Origin of the sequence: Bartonella sp. MU70NMGDW, from assembly GCF_042194085.1 — a bacterium.
GTDB classification, from domain to species: Bacteria; Pseudomonadota; Alphaproteobacteria; order Rhizobiales; family Rhizobiaceae; genus Bartonella; species Bartonella grahamii.
In genome coordinates this window covers 22,824-36,441 of sequence record NZ_JBHIMK010000011.1, presented here as the reverse complement: position 1 = coordinate 36,441, position 13,618 = coordinate 22,824, and the positions used below count along the sequence as shown (strand labels likewise).

Annotated in this window: 20 protein-coding genes; all 20 read right to left on the bottom strand. The window is 46.6% G+C overall.

The genetic code is table 11. The annotated features are described in order from the left end of the window. Positions 1-465, bottom strand: a 465-nt coding sequence (locus tag ACFIKE_RS02300) for a baseplate assembly protein (RefSeq protein ID WP_375648303.1), incomplete at its 3' end; no start/stop codon positions are given. Beyond that, the gene (locus tag ACFIKE_RS02295; RefSeq protein ID WP_375627424.1) at positions 462-983 is read right to left on the bottom strand and encodes a hypothetical protein; all 522 of its coding nucleotides are present in this window, start codon (positions 981-983) and stop codon (positions 462-464) included. The genes ACFIKE_RS02300 and ACFIKE_RS02295, both read right to left, overlap by 4 nt. Further along, complete coding sequence (locus ACFIKE_RS02290) at positions 980-1,474, bottom strand: phage virion morphogenesis protein (RefSeq protein WP_375627423.1); 495 nt, start codon at positions 1,472-1,474, stop codon at positions 980-982. Before ACFIKE_RS02290 ends, ACFIKE_RS02295 begins: the two co-directional genes overlap by 4 nt. A 1-nt stretch (position 1,475) precedes the next feature. Further along, complete coding sequence (locus tag ACFIKE_RS02285) at positions 1,476-1,898, bottom strand: gp436 family protein (protein WP_375627422.1); 423 nt, start codon at positions 1,896-1,898, stop codon at positions 1,476-1,478. A 15-nt stretch (positions 1,899-1,913) separates the two neighbouring features. Next, positions 1,914-2,879 carry a capsid protein gene (locus ACFIKE_RS02280; RefSeq protein WP_375621653.1) on the bottom strand — a complete coding sequence of 322 codons (966 nt, stop codon included), beginning with the start codon at positions 2,877-2,879 and terminating at the stop codon, positions 1,914-1,916. A gap of 12 nt (positions 2,880-2,891) precedes the next feature. Beyond that, on the bottom strand, positions 2,892-3,233 hold the full coding sequence (locus ACFIKE_RS02275) for a hypothetical protein (protein ID WP_375626725.1): 342 nt from the start codon (positions 3,231-3,233) through the stop codon (positions 2,892-2,894). Beyond that, positions 3,230-4,243, bottom strand: coding sequence for a phage protease (locus ACFIKE_RS02270; RefSeq protein ID WP_375648302.1), 1,014 nt, complete (start codon positions 4,241-4,243; stop codon positions 3,230-3,232). The genes ACFIKE_RS02275 and ACFIKE_RS02270 overlap by 4 nt, the downstream gene beginning before the upstream one ends. A 594-nt stretch (positions 4,244-4,837) precedes the next feature. Then, a complete protein-coding gene (locus tag ACFIKE_RS02265; RefSeq protein ID WP_375648301.1) occupies positions 4,838-6,043 on the bottom strand; it encodes a phage minor head protein in 1,206 nt (401 codons plus the stop codon). Further along, complete coding sequence (locus tag ACFIKE_RS02260; protein WP_375648300.1) at positions 6,036-7,616, bottom strand: DUF935 domain-containing protein; 1,581 nt, start codon at positions 7,614-7,616, stop codon at positions 6,036-6,038. Before ACFIKE_RS02260 ends, ACFIKE_RS02265 begins: the two co-directional genes overlap by 8 nt. A gap of 12 nt (positions 7,617-7,628) precedes the next feature. After that, positions 7,629-9,251 (bottom strand): hypothetical protein, encoded by a 1,623-nt coding sequence (locus tag ACFIKE_RS02255; protein WP_375648299.1) that lies wholly within the window; start codon positions 9,249-9,251, stop codon positions 7,629-7,631. Next, positions 9,244-9,825, bottom strand: coding sequence for a phage protein Gp27 family protein (locus tag ACFIKE_RS02250; protein WP_375648298.1), 582 nt, complete (start codon positions 9,823-9,825; stop codon positions 9,244-9,246). The genes ACFIKE_RS02255 and ACFIKE_RS02250 overlap by 8 nt, the downstream gene beginning before the upstream one ends. Further along, positions 9,788-10,144, bottom strand: a complete 357-nt coding sequence (locus ACFIKE_RS02245; RefSeq protein ID WP_375612320.1) for a hypothetical protein — start codon at positions 10,142-10,144, stop codon at positions 9,788-9,790. The genes ACFIKE_RS02250 and ACFIKE_RS02245 overlap by 38 nt, the downstream gene beginning before the upstream one ends. After that, entirely contained in the window at positions 10,141-10,455 is a 315-nt protein-coding gene (locus ACFIKE_RS02240; protein WP_375607966.1) for a DUF2730 family protein, read from the bottom strand. Before ACFIKE_RS02240 ends, ACFIKE_RS02245 begins: the two co-directional genes overlap by 4 nt. Beyond that, positions 10,452-10,667 (bottom strand): hypothetical protein, encoded by a 216-nt coding sequence (locus ACFIKE_RS02235; RefSeq protein WP_375626737.1) that lies wholly within the window; start codon positions 10,665-10,667, stop codon positions 10,452-10,454. The genes ACFIKE_RS02240 and ACFIKE_RS02235 overlap by 4 nt, the downstream gene beginning before the upstream one ends. Beyond that, positions 10,660-10,998, bottom strand: coding sequence for a hypothetical protein (locus ACFIKE_RS02230; RefSeq protein ID WP_375626739.1), 339 nt, complete (start codon positions 10,996-10,998; stop codon positions 10,660-10,662). The genes ACFIKE_RS02235 and ACFIKE_RS02230 overlap by 8 nt, the downstream gene beginning before the upstream one ends. Beyond that, the gene (locus ACFIKE_RS02225; protein ID WP_375612317.1) at positions 10,991-11,278 is read right to left on the bottom strand and encodes a hypothetical protein; all 288 of its coding nucleotides are present in this window, start codon (positions 11,276-11,278) and stop codon (positions 10,991-10,993) included. The genes ACFIKE_RS02230 and ACFIKE_RS02225 overlap by 8 nt, the downstream gene beginning before the upstream one ends. Further along, entirely contained in the window at positions 11,275-11,856 is a 582-nt protein-coding gene (locus ACFIKE_RS02220; protein ID WP_375627419.1) for a glycoside hydrolase family 19 protein, read from the bottom strand. Before ACFIKE_RS02220 ends, ACFIKE_RS02225 begins: the two co-directional genes overlap by 4 nt. Positions 11,857-11,943: 87 nt before the next feature. Beyond that, complete coding sequence (locus tag ACFIKE_RS02215; RefSeq protein WP_375648297.1) at positions 11,944-12,351, bottom strand: helix-turn-helix domain-containing protein; 408 nt, start codon at positions 12,349-12,351, stop codon at positions 11,944-11,946. A 6-nt stretch (positions 12,352-12,357) separates the two neighbouring features. After that, entirely contained in the window at positions 12,358-12,975 is a 618-nt protein-coding gene (locus tag ACFIKE_RS02210) for a regulatory protein GemA (protein WP_375648296.1), read from the bottom strand. Between the two features lie 8 nt (positions 12,976-12,983). Continuing rightward, the gene (locus ACFIKE_RS02205) at positions 12,984-13,607 is read right to left on the bottom strand and encodes a DUF3164 family protein (protein WP_375648304.1); all 624 of its coding nucleotides are present in this window, start codon (positions 13,605-13,607) and stop codon (positions 12,984-12,986) included. Between the last annotated feature and the right edge of the window lie 11 nt (positions 13,608-13,618).

Genomic DNA, 13,618 nt, shown 5'->3' with positions numbered 1-13,618 from the left:
GGTTGCTTGATGAGAAAGCACCAAACCTTTTTCACTCAAATGAATTTGATTTTCCCCATGGGAGAGAATGAGCTCATCTTTTGTCATCCGCAAAGCGCCACCCGCATAACACAGAGCAAGTTCTTGCGGCGAGCGTGCGGGATTAGGCGCATCCTCACTATAACTATCGCGCACCACCAGAGAGGCGGAACCAATTTCGCCATGGGGGTTTAACAAGCGCACCGGATCACCAACATGGAGAGGCATATTGCTTGAAAGAGCGCCAGAAGCTTCTTGCGCTTGTAGCCAAGGCGATAAAACCGCTTGTCCATTGGAACCCTGTTCGGAAAGTTTCACCCGCACCCTATGGCCATCAACTTGCACAACCCGCCCGATCATGTGCTGGTTGGCAAGACAGCGTTCAAGCGCATCAAGACGCTTCATTATTTGCCGCAAGGTGTCACTCAACAAATGCGCATCATTCATGCCCCCACCTCATTGTCCCATGAAATCAAACCACTTTTGAGTTGTCCTTCATCACAAAAAATATCATGTCCCAACTGATGCAAATCTTGGTGCCATTCCACCACGCTTATCGATACACCACGCTGCTTAATCGCCGCAGAGATAATCGGTTCAATTTGCACCTCACGCGGGGCACTCAAATGCGTTAGTCCCCACAATTGCCCGCTATGACAAAGCACCGCAATGGCTTCTGCTAAAAGCCAACTGGAAACATCACGCTCTTTACCTGTGGTAATAATAAAAGCCCCTAAATGAAGATCAGCACTCATCTGTCCAGAAGCAACAGAAATTAAACGGCTTTCTAACACCGCAACACGCACGGCTGGAGCCACCAGCATCTGTGTTTCCAATTCTTCTAAGTTAAAACGTCCAAATTGACAGCTGCAATCACGCACATCCGGTAAAGCGCCTTTAAGGCTTCTTATCACCGCTTCACGAAACTGATTAATGCGCCCTGCTTGTGTGATCGTTTGACTCATGAAAAGACCCTTTCCAGCCAGTCTTCTGTCGCTTTGACAATTTCCACTTTATTGTGCTCTGAAAGCCCCAAATAAGGGCGTGCGGGCATGGTCACTTGATGCACACAAACAAAGCGGTGTGCATTGCCGCTTTTAAGAAAAAAGCGCAGTGTCTTGCCATTTTTCGGGCGAATGACCCCACCCAATTGATGAATCCGCGCATAAACCAACCCAGAGCCCACAATCACCTGTTCTGGTGAAGCCTTCATATCAATGGAGCGTGAAAGCGCCCCACTGGCATAAAGAATGGAGGTGCGGGCATGATTGTTTTTCCACTTCTCTCCTTGGGCAGACGTTTTTTCGCTTTGAATCCGCCGTCTTGTGCTCTCTTGAATGAGACGCCCAACCCCTTGTGCCAAAGTCCCCATCGAGCTATCAGCTCCCTTTTGCAAAAAGGATAAAGCCGCTTCAAGCCCCATCTCTTTAATCTCAATATGGGTTGCAACAGACATATTATCTTCCCATCAAACGCGGCTTGGCATGAAAAAAAGCCCCATCACGCACGGGACCATCTTCGCTCATAATTTTAGGTTCATCTATGCCTAAACCCGCTTTGCCTTCCGCAATGCGTTTCAAGAGTTCAACCGCCTGTTTGTAACGATCTTCAATAGTCGTGGTCAGTGCCGTATGGCGTATGGCTAAATTATAAACAGCAATATTGACACAGATCATACCCAGAGCCGCTGGCTGTCCAGCAATGGGGACGCAGTAGCGATGAGACAAATGCACATCAATCTCACCACTTGCCTGTTCGAGCGCGCGGGCAATGGCTTGCTCTGAAAAAACTGGATCAGAACTCTCATCCATCCCGCACAAATCATCCAAGAAGTCATCACCCCAGAGCTCTTCAATCAATGTTTTGCTTGCATAAGCCATGTTTAAAAGTTTCCCTTAGACAACTTCTTGCAACAAAACGCCGGCATCTTTTGCAGCGACCAATTCACACACCCGTTCCCCCACACGCACCCGTTTACCGCCTGATAAGCCGATATCTGGATCTTGGATCACTCCAGACAAACGCTCGCCCAACTGGGCGCTAAAGCCCCAACTGATCACCGATCCATCTGCCTGTTGTTTGGTAGGGTCAATATAAAGCAGTGCAATCTTATTGCCCCAAACGCGTGCCAATTGTGCCGAACGCCCTTTACGTGCCAAATTCACTTGCGATTCACCAATGAGTAAACGATCGGGGTGTATTTCCATCAGATCAGCAAATTGCGCCTTGGTGACAAAACCATCAGCAGTGCCACCCCCTTTAACGGCTTTAATGATTTTGGGATGACGTTTGAGTTTTGACCAAACAACTTTGCCCATCACAATGGTGTTGGGCGTATAGACGAGACTTTTATCCATCGCCTCATCTAAAGTGGCATAAGGGTCAGATTTCTCATAATCGCTAAATTTATTTTCACCCTTAAGCGTAATCACACGCTCTGGTGCGTAATTTTCACTTCTTTGCACAAGGGCTGCAACACGCACTTCACGCCCCAATTCTAGCAAATTGGCAAGTCCCTCTACAGCTGTCTTTTCTGGGTTATAACGAGAGCGTCGCTCCGCCCTGGCGCGTGCCGCTGCTTCAATATCTGAATTGGGGATAAGATCATCAAGTCCGTAATCTTTGACACTGGCTTCCCGTTCAAAGGCAGAAAATTCCACCACATTCGGGCGCCCTTTCCGCCCAACTTCAAGTTCAGGCACGGTAAAATTTTCCGCTAAGGGAAATTCACTATATTTAAACACCTCACTTAAAACACAAACGCGTGGCAAAACTTTATCGCCAATAAGAGAACCTGCTGGATTGCGATAACCAATAGCAATAGCGGTGAGTGTTGGATCAATGGGAAAAGGTCTGTTCATTTTATGCCTCGATTAATTAATTTTAAAAGAAATAACATCACCAGCAGAACCATCACTCATGGCAATACCAATGGTGCGATCTGCGGCTTCCGCTTTAATGGCGTGTCCTTTGGGGTCAGAGGTCAAAAAATCACCAAAGGAAACATTGCCTCCACAAACCACTTCGCCCCAACCACATTGGCCAACATCAATCATCTCACCAGCCTTGGCACTCAATGACCCAGCAGTCCCTAATAATTTATCACCCTTACCAGAAGCCGTTGCCACCATTCCCTCAGTGCGTGCTGCAACAATGCAATAAGGTGAAATCACATCTCCAGCGCGAAAAGATTTAATCAAAATCATCGTACTCATGATTGGCGCTCCTTTTGCTCGCTAATATACTCAACCGCTTGGCTAATGGTGATGTCAAAGCCTTTTTGCTTCTGCTCTTCCTGATAATGGCGTGCCGCAAGGGCAATCTCTTCTGGAGCAAGCTTTGGTTCTTGCGCTAAGGCACACACTTCTAAAGGGCTTGTTGAGGCAAGCGCCGGCAACTTCTCGACCAAACTTTTAAAATGCTCCATCCCCCCTTCAAGGCTACAGAGCGCACGATATTCCTCGCGGGCAGCCGGCAAAATCTTGCCCTCTTCAATGGTCTTATCTAAAAGACTCTCAATGGCAGTATTTTTTTGCTCTTCTTGCAAAAGCGCTAAATCTTCTCGCGCTTTTGTTAATTGGGCATTTAATTCCACGCGTTCCTTTTCGCGCGCTTTAAGCGTTGCTAAAACCTCATCCGCTTTAGCATCTTCTGCCAGCGATAGTGCACTGGCAATGGCTGTCAAATCCATCATTTTCTCCGTCAAAGTTATAGGGGAAGGCTGTTCACGGCTTAAAGCCGTCATGACAAGGGCTGGACGGTTCACCAAACCAGCACCGGCTAAATTCAAAATTTCACCTTTCTTGGAATGGCGAAACTCCGGCGAAAGATAGCGATATTCTCGGGCAACAATCTTTTTGGTAGCCATATCGGTCCATTTAACACGCCCCCAAATCGCACCATCCCGCTCTGCTAATTCTTCAATCCAGCCACTGGCAGGTGCTTCTAAACCATTTCTCGCACGGTGATGTTGCCCATGCTCATAATCAATCACAAGCGGTCCTTTATTGGCTGCAAAGGCTTTTAAAATCGTTTGCGGGTTATAATGCCATTGTCGTCCATCACGTGCCTTCACATGGGGTGCTTTGGGCAACAACTCTACCCACTCAGGCGCTTGGCTAACGGTGGCGTCTTGGCAAAGATCTATTAACGCAGCATGAAATGTCCCGTCATGACATATCTCAGCATGCCCATCTTCGCCATTTTCGTGAAATTCTTGCTCCATACACATTGCCTATTGCTTTACAATTGTCATTGGCAATACAATGCATGAAACTTACTCCCACCATAAGTCTGACACTGTCAGTCAAAAGAGGATTTCTCAAAAAAGCACTCTTTTCCCTATTCTTCTCCTTGTGAGAGAAACCCCCGTGCCAAACCATCCCATAAAATCGTTTTCAAAGGCACTTCAAAGGCGATAGAGCGCCGTTGTGAAGTTAGAGGTACAATTTATCGCCTTATACAAAAAAAGCCTCTCTCAAGCCGTTTTTTTTTAAAATTGCTTTTTGGCTTAAAAACATTATATCATTGGAGGTAAGGCGTGAGCCAGTTTTGCCAGGACGGTTTTACCGGATCTGCGAGGAGTTGACCGCCCTCCACGCCTTCTCATTTTCTCACGCATCGACTCTCTTCACAAAAGCCAACATGGTTTTTCTCAAGTCGTTTTTTTAAAGATTGCTTTTAAACTTTTAAACTGTTACTTCTATCCACGAGGCGTGAGCCAGTTATACCAGGACGGTTTTACCGGATCTGCGAGGAGTTGACCGCCCTCCACGCCTTCTCTTTTCACAAAAGCCAGCAGGTCTTTCCGGTGTTCTCTTTACAACAACCTCTCGCCCTTTTTTTCAGCCGCATCCAATAAGCGTCCAATTTCTCTAGAGTTTTTTTTATGCATGGAGGTCAACCACCATTCTTGTTTGCTTGCTACAAATTTGACCACAAAGCGCCACCATGTCCCACCACTTTCACCAAAAAACACAACGCTCGGTACACCTTTTCGCCTGATAATTCCATGGGGTTTTATGAGTGTTTGAATGGCGCCACGAAAATCATCCAAGTGAAGAGAACGCGCTTGATGCTCTAACAAAATATGTTTCACACTGTCTGCGGATAAGCGAATAAGAGAATTTTCCGCTGCAAAAACATCACCCACCTTTTGTGGTATCGGTGCAATGGGTATAAACCCGCGAGGCATCCGTCCTTCAAACATGGCTTCCAAAATTGGCGAACCCACAATATCTTCAATGGCAATGCGTTTGTCATTGTCCCCCATCACAGAGACTTTATCACTCAAAAAATTGCTTAAATTTTGCGCCCGATGTTTCCCAGGGTTCAAATGCCAACCAGGATCAATCCCCTTTGGTATCTTCTCAATTTTCCCCGTTCGCTTATTGTGCCAAACCTGCTTTTCAACATGAAGTGGCTCTGCCCCCTCTTCATAGCCTAAATCTTCTGCTTCATAACGGCTTACCTGTCGCACACTGCATTTACACCGCCAGCCATTGGGCGGATAAAGCCAATCCCAAACCGGATCATCAACAGGTGCGGTAAACCCCACCCAACTTTCATGTTCTAAACGCTTATGTTCTGAACTTGACAAAGCATAGGTGAGATAGGGCAAAAATTCTTTATTATTTTGTGTGCGCTCCCACTCGCCTGCCGCATGCGCACTCATGGTATTGGCCCAATAGACCGTTTCTAAACGCCGTGGGCTGCCCAATTGTACCACGCTCTTTTCACCAGTTTTGGGGTCAATGGCAGTCTTTTTACCCCACCAACCCTTTTCCTGTAAAATCGGCATCAAATTTTTTTGAAAATCTTGAAAAGGAACTTGATGCTTTATGGCTTCTCCAACCGCTTGCTTAAAATCCTCCAAAATATCATAGCCCACCGATTTTGCCACCGTAAAGGAAAAAGCATGTTCTTCTGGTGCTATATCACGCCAATCAAAGCTTGGAACAAGTGCCTTGGCTTCAAAATAACGGGTGACCTCTTTTGGAGCGGTTTTAAAAAGTTCCTCATCCATGATACCCAAGCCCACGTGCAATCATTTGTACTTTTGCCAAGCGCGCTGCTAATGCGTGATGATCCATCTCACCGAGCAATTCATCTAAGCCTTTTAGGATATCCTCATAACTTTTTGCTTCTCTCACAAGCTTTTTAAAAGGCTCTAAAAGGGGTTCTAAGTCCTCTTCCCAGTCACTTAAAGCTTCTTCAGAAAGTCGGTCTAATTCGTCGTGAGATTTCCCACCCTTCTCTTTTGCACCCTTGCCCTCTCTTGTCACAGAAACATCAAAAACACCTCCACAATCAGCACAAACATGAGCCTTTTCTCCCCTCTCATCATCAGGCGCATTATCAGGAGCCTTTAAAACATCCTCTTCCTTTTTTGGTTGCGAAAAGCCAATCTTATTGCGCACTTCTTGCGCCCCAACACGCAAACCTAAAGGCACGAGTTTTTCCAGCGCATCACTAATCGCTTTAATGTCTTCATTTTCCGAAATCGGCCAATAGACAAGGGGGGTGCGCTCTTGGCGCCCAAAATTAATCTCAACAAAGGGCACAATTAAATCACGATTGGCCGTCAATGCCAATTGTCGTGCATCAGCTCTGGCAATATCATGGCGCACATTTTCATGAATGCGCGCTTGCGAAAAGGACGAACCATCATCCGTCGTCATCGTTTGTCCCAACACACCTTTAGAAATTTGTCGATCTAAATATTCCGCCTTAGAAGCAAACACCGCATTGCCACTGCCCCCTGCTGCTTCAATAAATTCAATCTCCATCTCTTTGGGAATAATCGCTGCCGCATCACTGGATAAATCACGCACCGCTTGAATGAGAACCCGTCGTTCCTCATGAGAAGAGCTCGCACCATATTTGCCCACACGCAAAGGCATACCGTAAACTTCTAAGAAAGCCATCCAATCTTTTAAGGTATAAGATTTAAACAAAAAAGCCCAAGCTGCAAGCCGTGCAAGCCCCGTGCGGATAGGCAACCCACTTTTTAACTTCGGTCTGTGAATAGAAAATTTATAAGCAGGCAACTCAATACCATAGTGAGACCCCTCTTCTTTTAAACGCAAATGAAAACCATCCCGCCGGTCTAATTGAAAAAACCGCTGGTCCCGCCATTTCCAAGCAACCGGCCACCATTCCTTAGCACTCTTGTCCCACAAAGTTTCAACAACCGCATAGCCTTTGCCCAAAGCATCTAACAAATCCGTCACATAATCATCAACAAAAGTGGGTGCACTAATCACTTCTCGCACCGCATCCGCAATCTTTTTGTCCTGTGCACTGTTGCTTGCGGCAATCACTCCAGGCTCCACCCCTGTAAGGGCATTTTTACGCATGCCAAGCACAGCACGATAATGCAAATCACGCTCTTCCATATCATCGGCAAGTTGAAAAAACTGCTCTGGATGCCCCCGTGCTGCCTGTTGCAAAATATCAGCAAGTTGCGCAGGGGTGAGACCACTGACAATGGTTTGTGACCACACATCACGAATACCATTAACGGTAGGGCTTGCGACTTCCCTCTCCAACCCTTTGATATTAAGCGCCCTGCCCCACTGATCTAAAAGTTTTACCATCTCATCATCCCATCAATAAATCTTTGATCGCATTGTTGAAAAAAAAGGCGTTGAAAAGAGCGGGCTTTCATCAAAACGATAAGCCTCTCTCACAGGTGTATAATCATAAATTTCAGGAGTTTGGCGGCTGGCAAAATAAGCCAAAGCGCAAGCAATCGCGCTATCACCATGGCGCATAAAACCGTCACTGCCTTTAAAACGATGATTGTCTGGAATTTTCACAATGCCATTGACATAAGCAAGCGCTTGATGATCGGCAACAATGTCACTATCGCGCGGCAAAACAATCGTCCCATCCCCAAAAGCTTCCAAATAAGCCGGCATTTCTTTGCCATACCAACTTTGTGACAATTGCACTTCCCTCACACAAGCCCCATAACGCTGCGCCGCCTTTTCCGCTAAATAAGCCCCATTGCCCCGCGCATCTAACGCGCCCCCCAACAAACGCGGCAAACCATTCACCCCATAAAATAAAATCTCTCTTTGTTGATCAAACGGCGTATTGCGCAATTCCACCATAAACCGGACACGGCGCACCAAATCTTGTCCCACCTCCATCACCACAATCGATGTCGCATCGCCGCTGCGCGCAAAATCAACGCCAAAAACATGTTGGCGCCGCCGGTCAAGCCCAATATGAAGAGGTTTTATATGTTTCTCACACCAAGCAAAAGCAGCAACACTTCGTTGATGTTCCGATTGATTTTTAAAATCATCCACACAAGAAAAACGCAACACCGCAATATCTGGCGCACAACAATTTTCAATCTGTAAGCGTGTTAAAGCAGCCCCTTCTTGATCGGCTGGTATGGCATCTAATTCTTGGCGCATCGCAGCCAAACGCACCCCATAAGACGCACGAATTTGATCTTCCCATTGTTTTTCAGAAATTCGACTCCACACCTCCCCCTTCATGGCACAAACCCGTTTAAACAAGCCATTTTTAACAGCAACACCAAAGGGGTAACAATGCACCGAAAAAGGCACTTTTCCTGCTCGCGCCTCACGGATCAATTCATTGAAAGGGTTTAAAACACCATTATGTGTAGAGATCACACGGATCTTGCCTCCCCAAATCAACAAAGCATTGACCGCATCCAAAACAGCCCGCACATCTTGATGAAAAGCCGCCTCGTCAATCACCACAATGCCCTGTAGTCCGCGAATATTTTCAGGGCGGCTAGAAAGCGCCTCAACCCGAAACCCCGAAGCAAAACGCACCCGATAAGCAGAGATATATTTTGTTGAACCATCCGCCCTTTGATCAGAGAATAAAAATTCCTCAACATCCCCACTATGGCTCGTAATTGCCGAAGCAAAATTGCTCACATAGCCAATAAATTCCCGCCCCTTGTCTTTGGTGTCACCAATATAAAAAACATTATCGCCCCTCGCTTCACGTGCCGCCGCTGCAATCAGTGTATCATCCAAAGCTTCTGCAAAAGTAATGCCGGTCCGCCGCCCCTTTTCAACCAATTTTAATGGGGACTTATCTTCAATCCATGCCCGTTGATGCGCCATCAAAACGCCTTCCGCTAAGGGATCACTCTCTTTGGGAAAAGTACTTTTCCGCCAAATGTCATAGGTATTCTGATGATCAAAGACATGACTTTTTGAAAAGGGCTGTTCAGACATGTTTTACCCCCAACACCTGCGCACGAATAGCTCGCGCTGTTTCTTCTGAGAGCCCCGCCGCTGCTGCTGCTGCGTCAACCGCTTTACTTGCTTTGCTGGTAAAATCCTTCTCAAGCTTCTGCCGCCTCGTGGTCGACAAATGTTCAGCCGCCAAAACCCCTTTGAGCGCATTGGCCAATTCTTGTGCCGCTTTTGGCGAAAGGTTTTTCCCGCTGCTTAACGTTGAAAAAATCAACTCCTTAATCGCTGCCGCCGTCAAAAGAGTGATATTATCAGAAGCTTTAGCATCAAAGCGCTGCGAGAGGCTTGCGGCAATTTCTCTTGTCTGTTCTAGGCGCCGTGACATCACGGCTAGCCGCAAAGAATAACGATTAAAACTCGAAAAGGAGGGTATAGAAAAGCTGAGACCCGTTTCCTTTCGTAAAGCCTTCAAAGCCGCTTTAAACTCACCATAAATAGCCATTTGCGTCTTCTCACGCCCGTTTAAAGCCTCAGCAGCAGCAGCAATAATTTGATCACAAGCTTGCGGCAATAAATCAATCGCCGTTAAACGTCCACGCCCGACCTTGCGCATCCTTCACCTCGTCTTTTATTGATGAACGTTTAGGCCGCTTAATCCCCTCAATGGAAAAGCTCCGGTCTAAATGACGCGCTCCCCGTTCTGTTAACGCCGCAAGAAAAACTGAACCCACACATTTTAAAGTAACAGCACCTTGATCTTCCATCCATGCCAGTTCATTATGCACAAAATCGCGATCGCGTCTGATGCCATAACTGTATAAAAGCCGCTCAATCATCGCACTCGATAAAGTTTCGCTGCGCTCACAAGCAAGCCCTTTTAAAATAATCAACCGCGCTTCTTCACGGATGATTTTATCCATATCTGCTTTCATTTCTTGGCATTCTCCAACAAAAACTCTTGCAAGCGCTCACCAATGGCTGCCACCGGTTGTAATTGTGCAGAAAGCGTGTTGAGACGACCATTCAATTTCTCCATATTCACTTCCAATCTTTGCAGCGCATCACGATCAGGCAAAAAGTCCATCTCCGTTTCTAACTTTTGCACACGCTCTTTAAGCGCCGTGATATCTTTAAGCATTTCCCGCGCACCTGAAGAAAAATAGGCTCTCAAAACCCCACAAATCGCAATAACCGATAACAATAAAGACAACCAGCCATTGGCAACACTGATATCCAAGTTCACTTGAACCCCCCCTCTCTTTTGCCTAAAATCGCCCGCTCCGCAGCTTTTCTGCGTTGTTCGCAGATCAGTAAAGCAGCACGATCACGCCCCCAATAGTGCACCACTTCGCGCGCATTCAAAGCACGCTCTGGCAATAAAGCTGGGCGGGCACACGCCATGCGAACAACAGGCGGCAATTCAACCGATAAAAAATGATAAGAAAGGCTACCCACCGGCTTGTGTGTTGAGCAAGCGCACACGCTCAAGCCCAATGCCACCGCCAGTAACCGGCAACTTCCCATTGACTTCCTCCATTTTCACAAGCTTTTGTTCCAAAGCCGAAATCACCCCTTGCGCTTGATGCTCAGCTTCAAACGCTGCTTGCCTTTGTCGCTCCATCTCAAGCTGTGCGCGTGCAGAAGCCTTGGCAATCTCCAACTGCCAATACAAATCACGCGCCTTTTCCGCCTTTAAAACTTGCACTTTCATAAAGCCAAAAGCCGCCAACATCACACTGACCAAAAAAAGCAGACCAAAAGACAGTTTTGAAACAGGGCTAAACATTGCTTTTATCTCCCCACCTCGTTATCTCCACCCCATCATAGGAGCTGCTATGCCGCTTATGGGAATGTTTCCTATTAGAAAAATCCAACGAACCAAAGCCACGATGCACCCCCAGATTGCCAACAATAATCGCCACCATCGAAGGAATAGAAATGCTCGCCATATCAACAATATGCGGAGCCCCCCACAAGCCACCAGAAACGAGCAAAAAAATAACCCCCCAAGCAAACCAAAAGGACCACCACAAATAGAGCCTAGAACCACGATAAGACGGTTTCATACCTTCACCTCGCCTCCAAGTCCCAAAAGTTTTTTGGCGCGGTTTAAATAGGTCAAGCGTTGCACAAGTCCATTCTTGCCGCCATTAATCGCCTTGGTAATCCTCACGACATCATCTTGGTCAGCAAGCCTATTTAAGCCTCTCGTCTGCCAAAACCAAACAGCAGACCAAAGAGCAGCTGGAAACTGTTCCAGCACTTGCGGAAATGCTTCACAATCAACCGCTTGTTCATCGACTAAGCGCCAAAACTTCGTAAAACGGCGATAATTATTGCGTCCCGTTAATTGGATCAAACCACGCCCCTTAAAGCGCACACCATCCCCAGGGTTGACATTGCCTAAATCACGCCGCCCCTCATAAGCGCGCCCAGAGGCATATTCACAAACGGTAAAAAAACCATCACTCTCATGGGCACATTGGCTTAAAAAATGTGCAACACGCAAAGATGTTGTTATCGCTCCATAGGATAAAGCTTCAGGCAACACACGTGCCATTTCAACGATAATAAAATCTTGGCGCGCATGATGCGCCAATTTAGGCGCAAGGCGATGAAGAAAAGAGGCATCTATTGAAACCATAACAAACCACTCAATGAATAAAAATCCATCCGCAGTTTATCGGATTTCAAACCCCCAATATAAGCCTGACACTGTCAGTCAAAACTCTCAATACTCATAAAACTCTGGAAATAATAAACCTTGTGGTTCTTGCAAAGAAATTTTCTTCTTCAAGCGATAGGCTGTACGCACATGCATACCAGAAACAGCAGCTGCAGCATCAACCGACCAGCCTTTTTGCAACGCTTGCACCATTTTTTGCCGCCGTTCAGCATCTCTGCCAAGGGGGATAAGAAGGCGCACACCCGAACCATTAAAACAAAAATGGTTGATCAATTGCTGCGCCTCTTCAAACCCAACAATTTCAATCAACCAATCCGCACTCTCAAGACGCCCGGGTATATAAACTTCTCGTCCACCAAAAGCCCGCATCATATTCCATGCTGCTTCACTGCCCGCAACATCAGCTATTTCACGCAATAAGGCAGGAAAATCGCTATAGATTTCCTCTTGCATACATGCTTACCCCTCGCTTTTAACACCTTTACGGATTTTCCGCCCCCAAACATTCATAACTTCTCTAAAGTCGCCCCCACTCATCTCACCCAAAGCTTTACCACTTAACGCCATAACACTTTGATGAAAAGCTTCCACATCAAATACAGCATCGGGATTCAAACGCTTCCATTGGGCACACAAAATGGAAATGCTTGGTTTCTTCCTCCATGAATCTTCGCGGTTTTTTCCTCTCCAGTCAACCCCACCCTCACGCTGCAACCAACCTTTCAACGCCTCAATAGCTCTGCATGCATCATCGCTATCGCGTAAAAAGCGAACATGATCAATCCCTGTCTGTCTTTTCACAAAGGCAAGCAACGCTTTATCTGAACGATCACGAATAATGCCAAGATTCCACCCAGCAATCCAGAGCGCCTGTAACTTCTTAGCATATTTACCCTCTAAACGCTTCCCATTCGGCTTAAAACCAAACGCTTTCATTTCAGCGATAACCAAGTGCTTTTCTGAAAAATTCAAATCTTTCGCCGATTGCTTGCCTGTTAAGCGATAGAGCAGTGCGCGATAGGTCTCATCATCAAGACCTAACGCGCGTTTTCCCATATGAAGGACAGCTAAAGACATCTCCCCCCTCACGTCTTCGCCAGATCAATGGTCACAGCACGCCAAGCGCTTTCTAATGTATCACGCTCATAAAAACGCACATATTCCTTAGATGTCGTCACACGGAATGACTCACGAATGGCACGCATCGCCTCTTTCCAGCGTGGATCATCAATATCCAAACGCAACAGCATAAAGATCTCCCCTCGATTCACCTTGCCTTCTTTATCCGTATTAAAAGCACGCGTAATAATCGCACGGATTTCAGGGCGTGCATCCGCAGACCACTCATTCAAACATTCATCAAGAAGGCTTTTGGCAATTTGCAATTGCGGTCCAAAATCAACACTTTCCTGTACCTGCACCTTAATGCGTTGCAAACCATCAAAGCTTGTGTAAGTACAATTGCCCTTTTTGCCACGCCGCTCCACACCATATTCTTGCGCAAGCAAGCTATCAAAATCACTCAAATCCGCAATCGTATGGTTGTTAAAACGCGCAATCCTTGCCGATAACTCCTTCGCAAAACCCATAATTTTGCGCACCGTTTCATCCTCTAACAAATCCGCAGGACGGATCAGGTTTACCGGCACCAAAGCCCCTTTCGCATCCTTCATATAACGCGTGCCTTCAAGTTCAATTTGTGGATTCATCACCAACTTCC

Bases quoted from the DNA above. Each gene is read 5' to 3' on its own strand.
- ACFIKE_RS02295 (WP_375627424.1), bottom strand. From the start codon at position 983: ATGAGTCAAACGATCACACAAGCAGGGCGCATTAATCAGTTTCGTGAA.
- ACFIKE_RS02290 (WP_375627423.1), bottom strand. From the start codon at position 1,474: ATGTCTGTTGCAACCCATATTGAGATTAAAGAGATGGGGCTTGAAGCG.
- ACFIKE_RS02285 (WP_375627422.1), bottom strand. From the start codon at position 1,898: ATGGCTTATGCAAGCAAAACATTGATTGAAGAGCTCTGGGGTGATGAC.
- ACFIKE_RS02280 (WP_375621653.1), bottom strand. From the start codon at position 2,879: ATGAACAGACCTTTTCCCATTGATCCAACACTCACCGCTATTGCTATT.
- ACFIKE_RS02275 (WP_375626725.1), bottom strand. From the start codon at position 3,233: ATGAGTACGATGATTTTGATTAAATCTTTTCGCGCTGGAGATGTGATT.
- ACFIKE_RS02270 (WP_375648302.1), bottom strand. From the start codon at position 4,243: ATGGAGCAAGAATTTCACGAAAATGGCGAAGATGGGCATGCTGAGATA.
- ACFIKE_RS02265 (WP_375648301.1), bottom strand. From the start codon at position 6,043: ATGGATGAGGAACTTTTTAAAACCGCTCCAAAAGAGGTCACCCGTTAT.
- ACFIKE_RS02260 (WP_375648300.1), bottom strand. From the start codon at position 7,616: ATGGTAAAACTTTTAGATCAGTGGGGCAGGGCGCTTAATATCAAAGGG.
- ACFIKE_RS02255 (WP_375648299.1), bottom strand. From the start codon at position 9,251: ATGTCTGAACAGCCCTTTTCAAAAAGTCATGTCTTTGATCATCAGAAT.
- ACFIKE_RS02250 (WP_375648298.1), bottom strand. From the start codon at position 9,825: ATGCGCAAGGTCGGGCGTGGACGTTTAACGGCGATTGATTTATTGCCG.
- ACFIKE_RS02245 (WP_375612320.1), bottom strand. From the start codon at position 10,144: ATGAAAGCAGATATGGATAAAATCATCCGTGAAGAAGCGCGGTTGATT.
- ACFIKE_RS02230 (WP_375626739.1), bottom strand. From the start codon at position 10,998: ATGTTTAGCCCTGTTTCAAAACTGTCTTTTGGTCTGCTTTTTTTGGTC.
- ACFIKE_RS02225 (WP_375612317.1), bottom strand. From the start codon at position 11,278: ATGAAACCGTCTTATCGTGGTTCTAGGCTCTATTTGTGGTGGTCCTTT.
- ACFIKE_RS02220 (WP_375627419.1), bottom strand. From the start codon at position 11,856: ATGGTTTCAATAGATGCCTCTTTTCTTCATCGCCTTGCGCCTAAATTG.
- ACFIKE_RS02215 (WP_375648297.1), bottom strand. From the start codon at position 12,351: ATGCAAGAGGAAATCTATAGCGATTTTCCTGCCTTATTGCGTGAAATA.
- ACFIKE_RS02210 (WP_375648296.1), bottom strand. From the start codon at position 12,975: ATGTCTTTAGCTGTCCTTCATATGGGAAAACGCGCGTTAGGTCTTGAT.
- ACFIKE_RS02205 (WP_375648304.1), bottom strand. From the start codon at position 13,607: ATGAATCCACAAATTGAACTTGAAGGCACGCGTTATATGAAGGATGCG.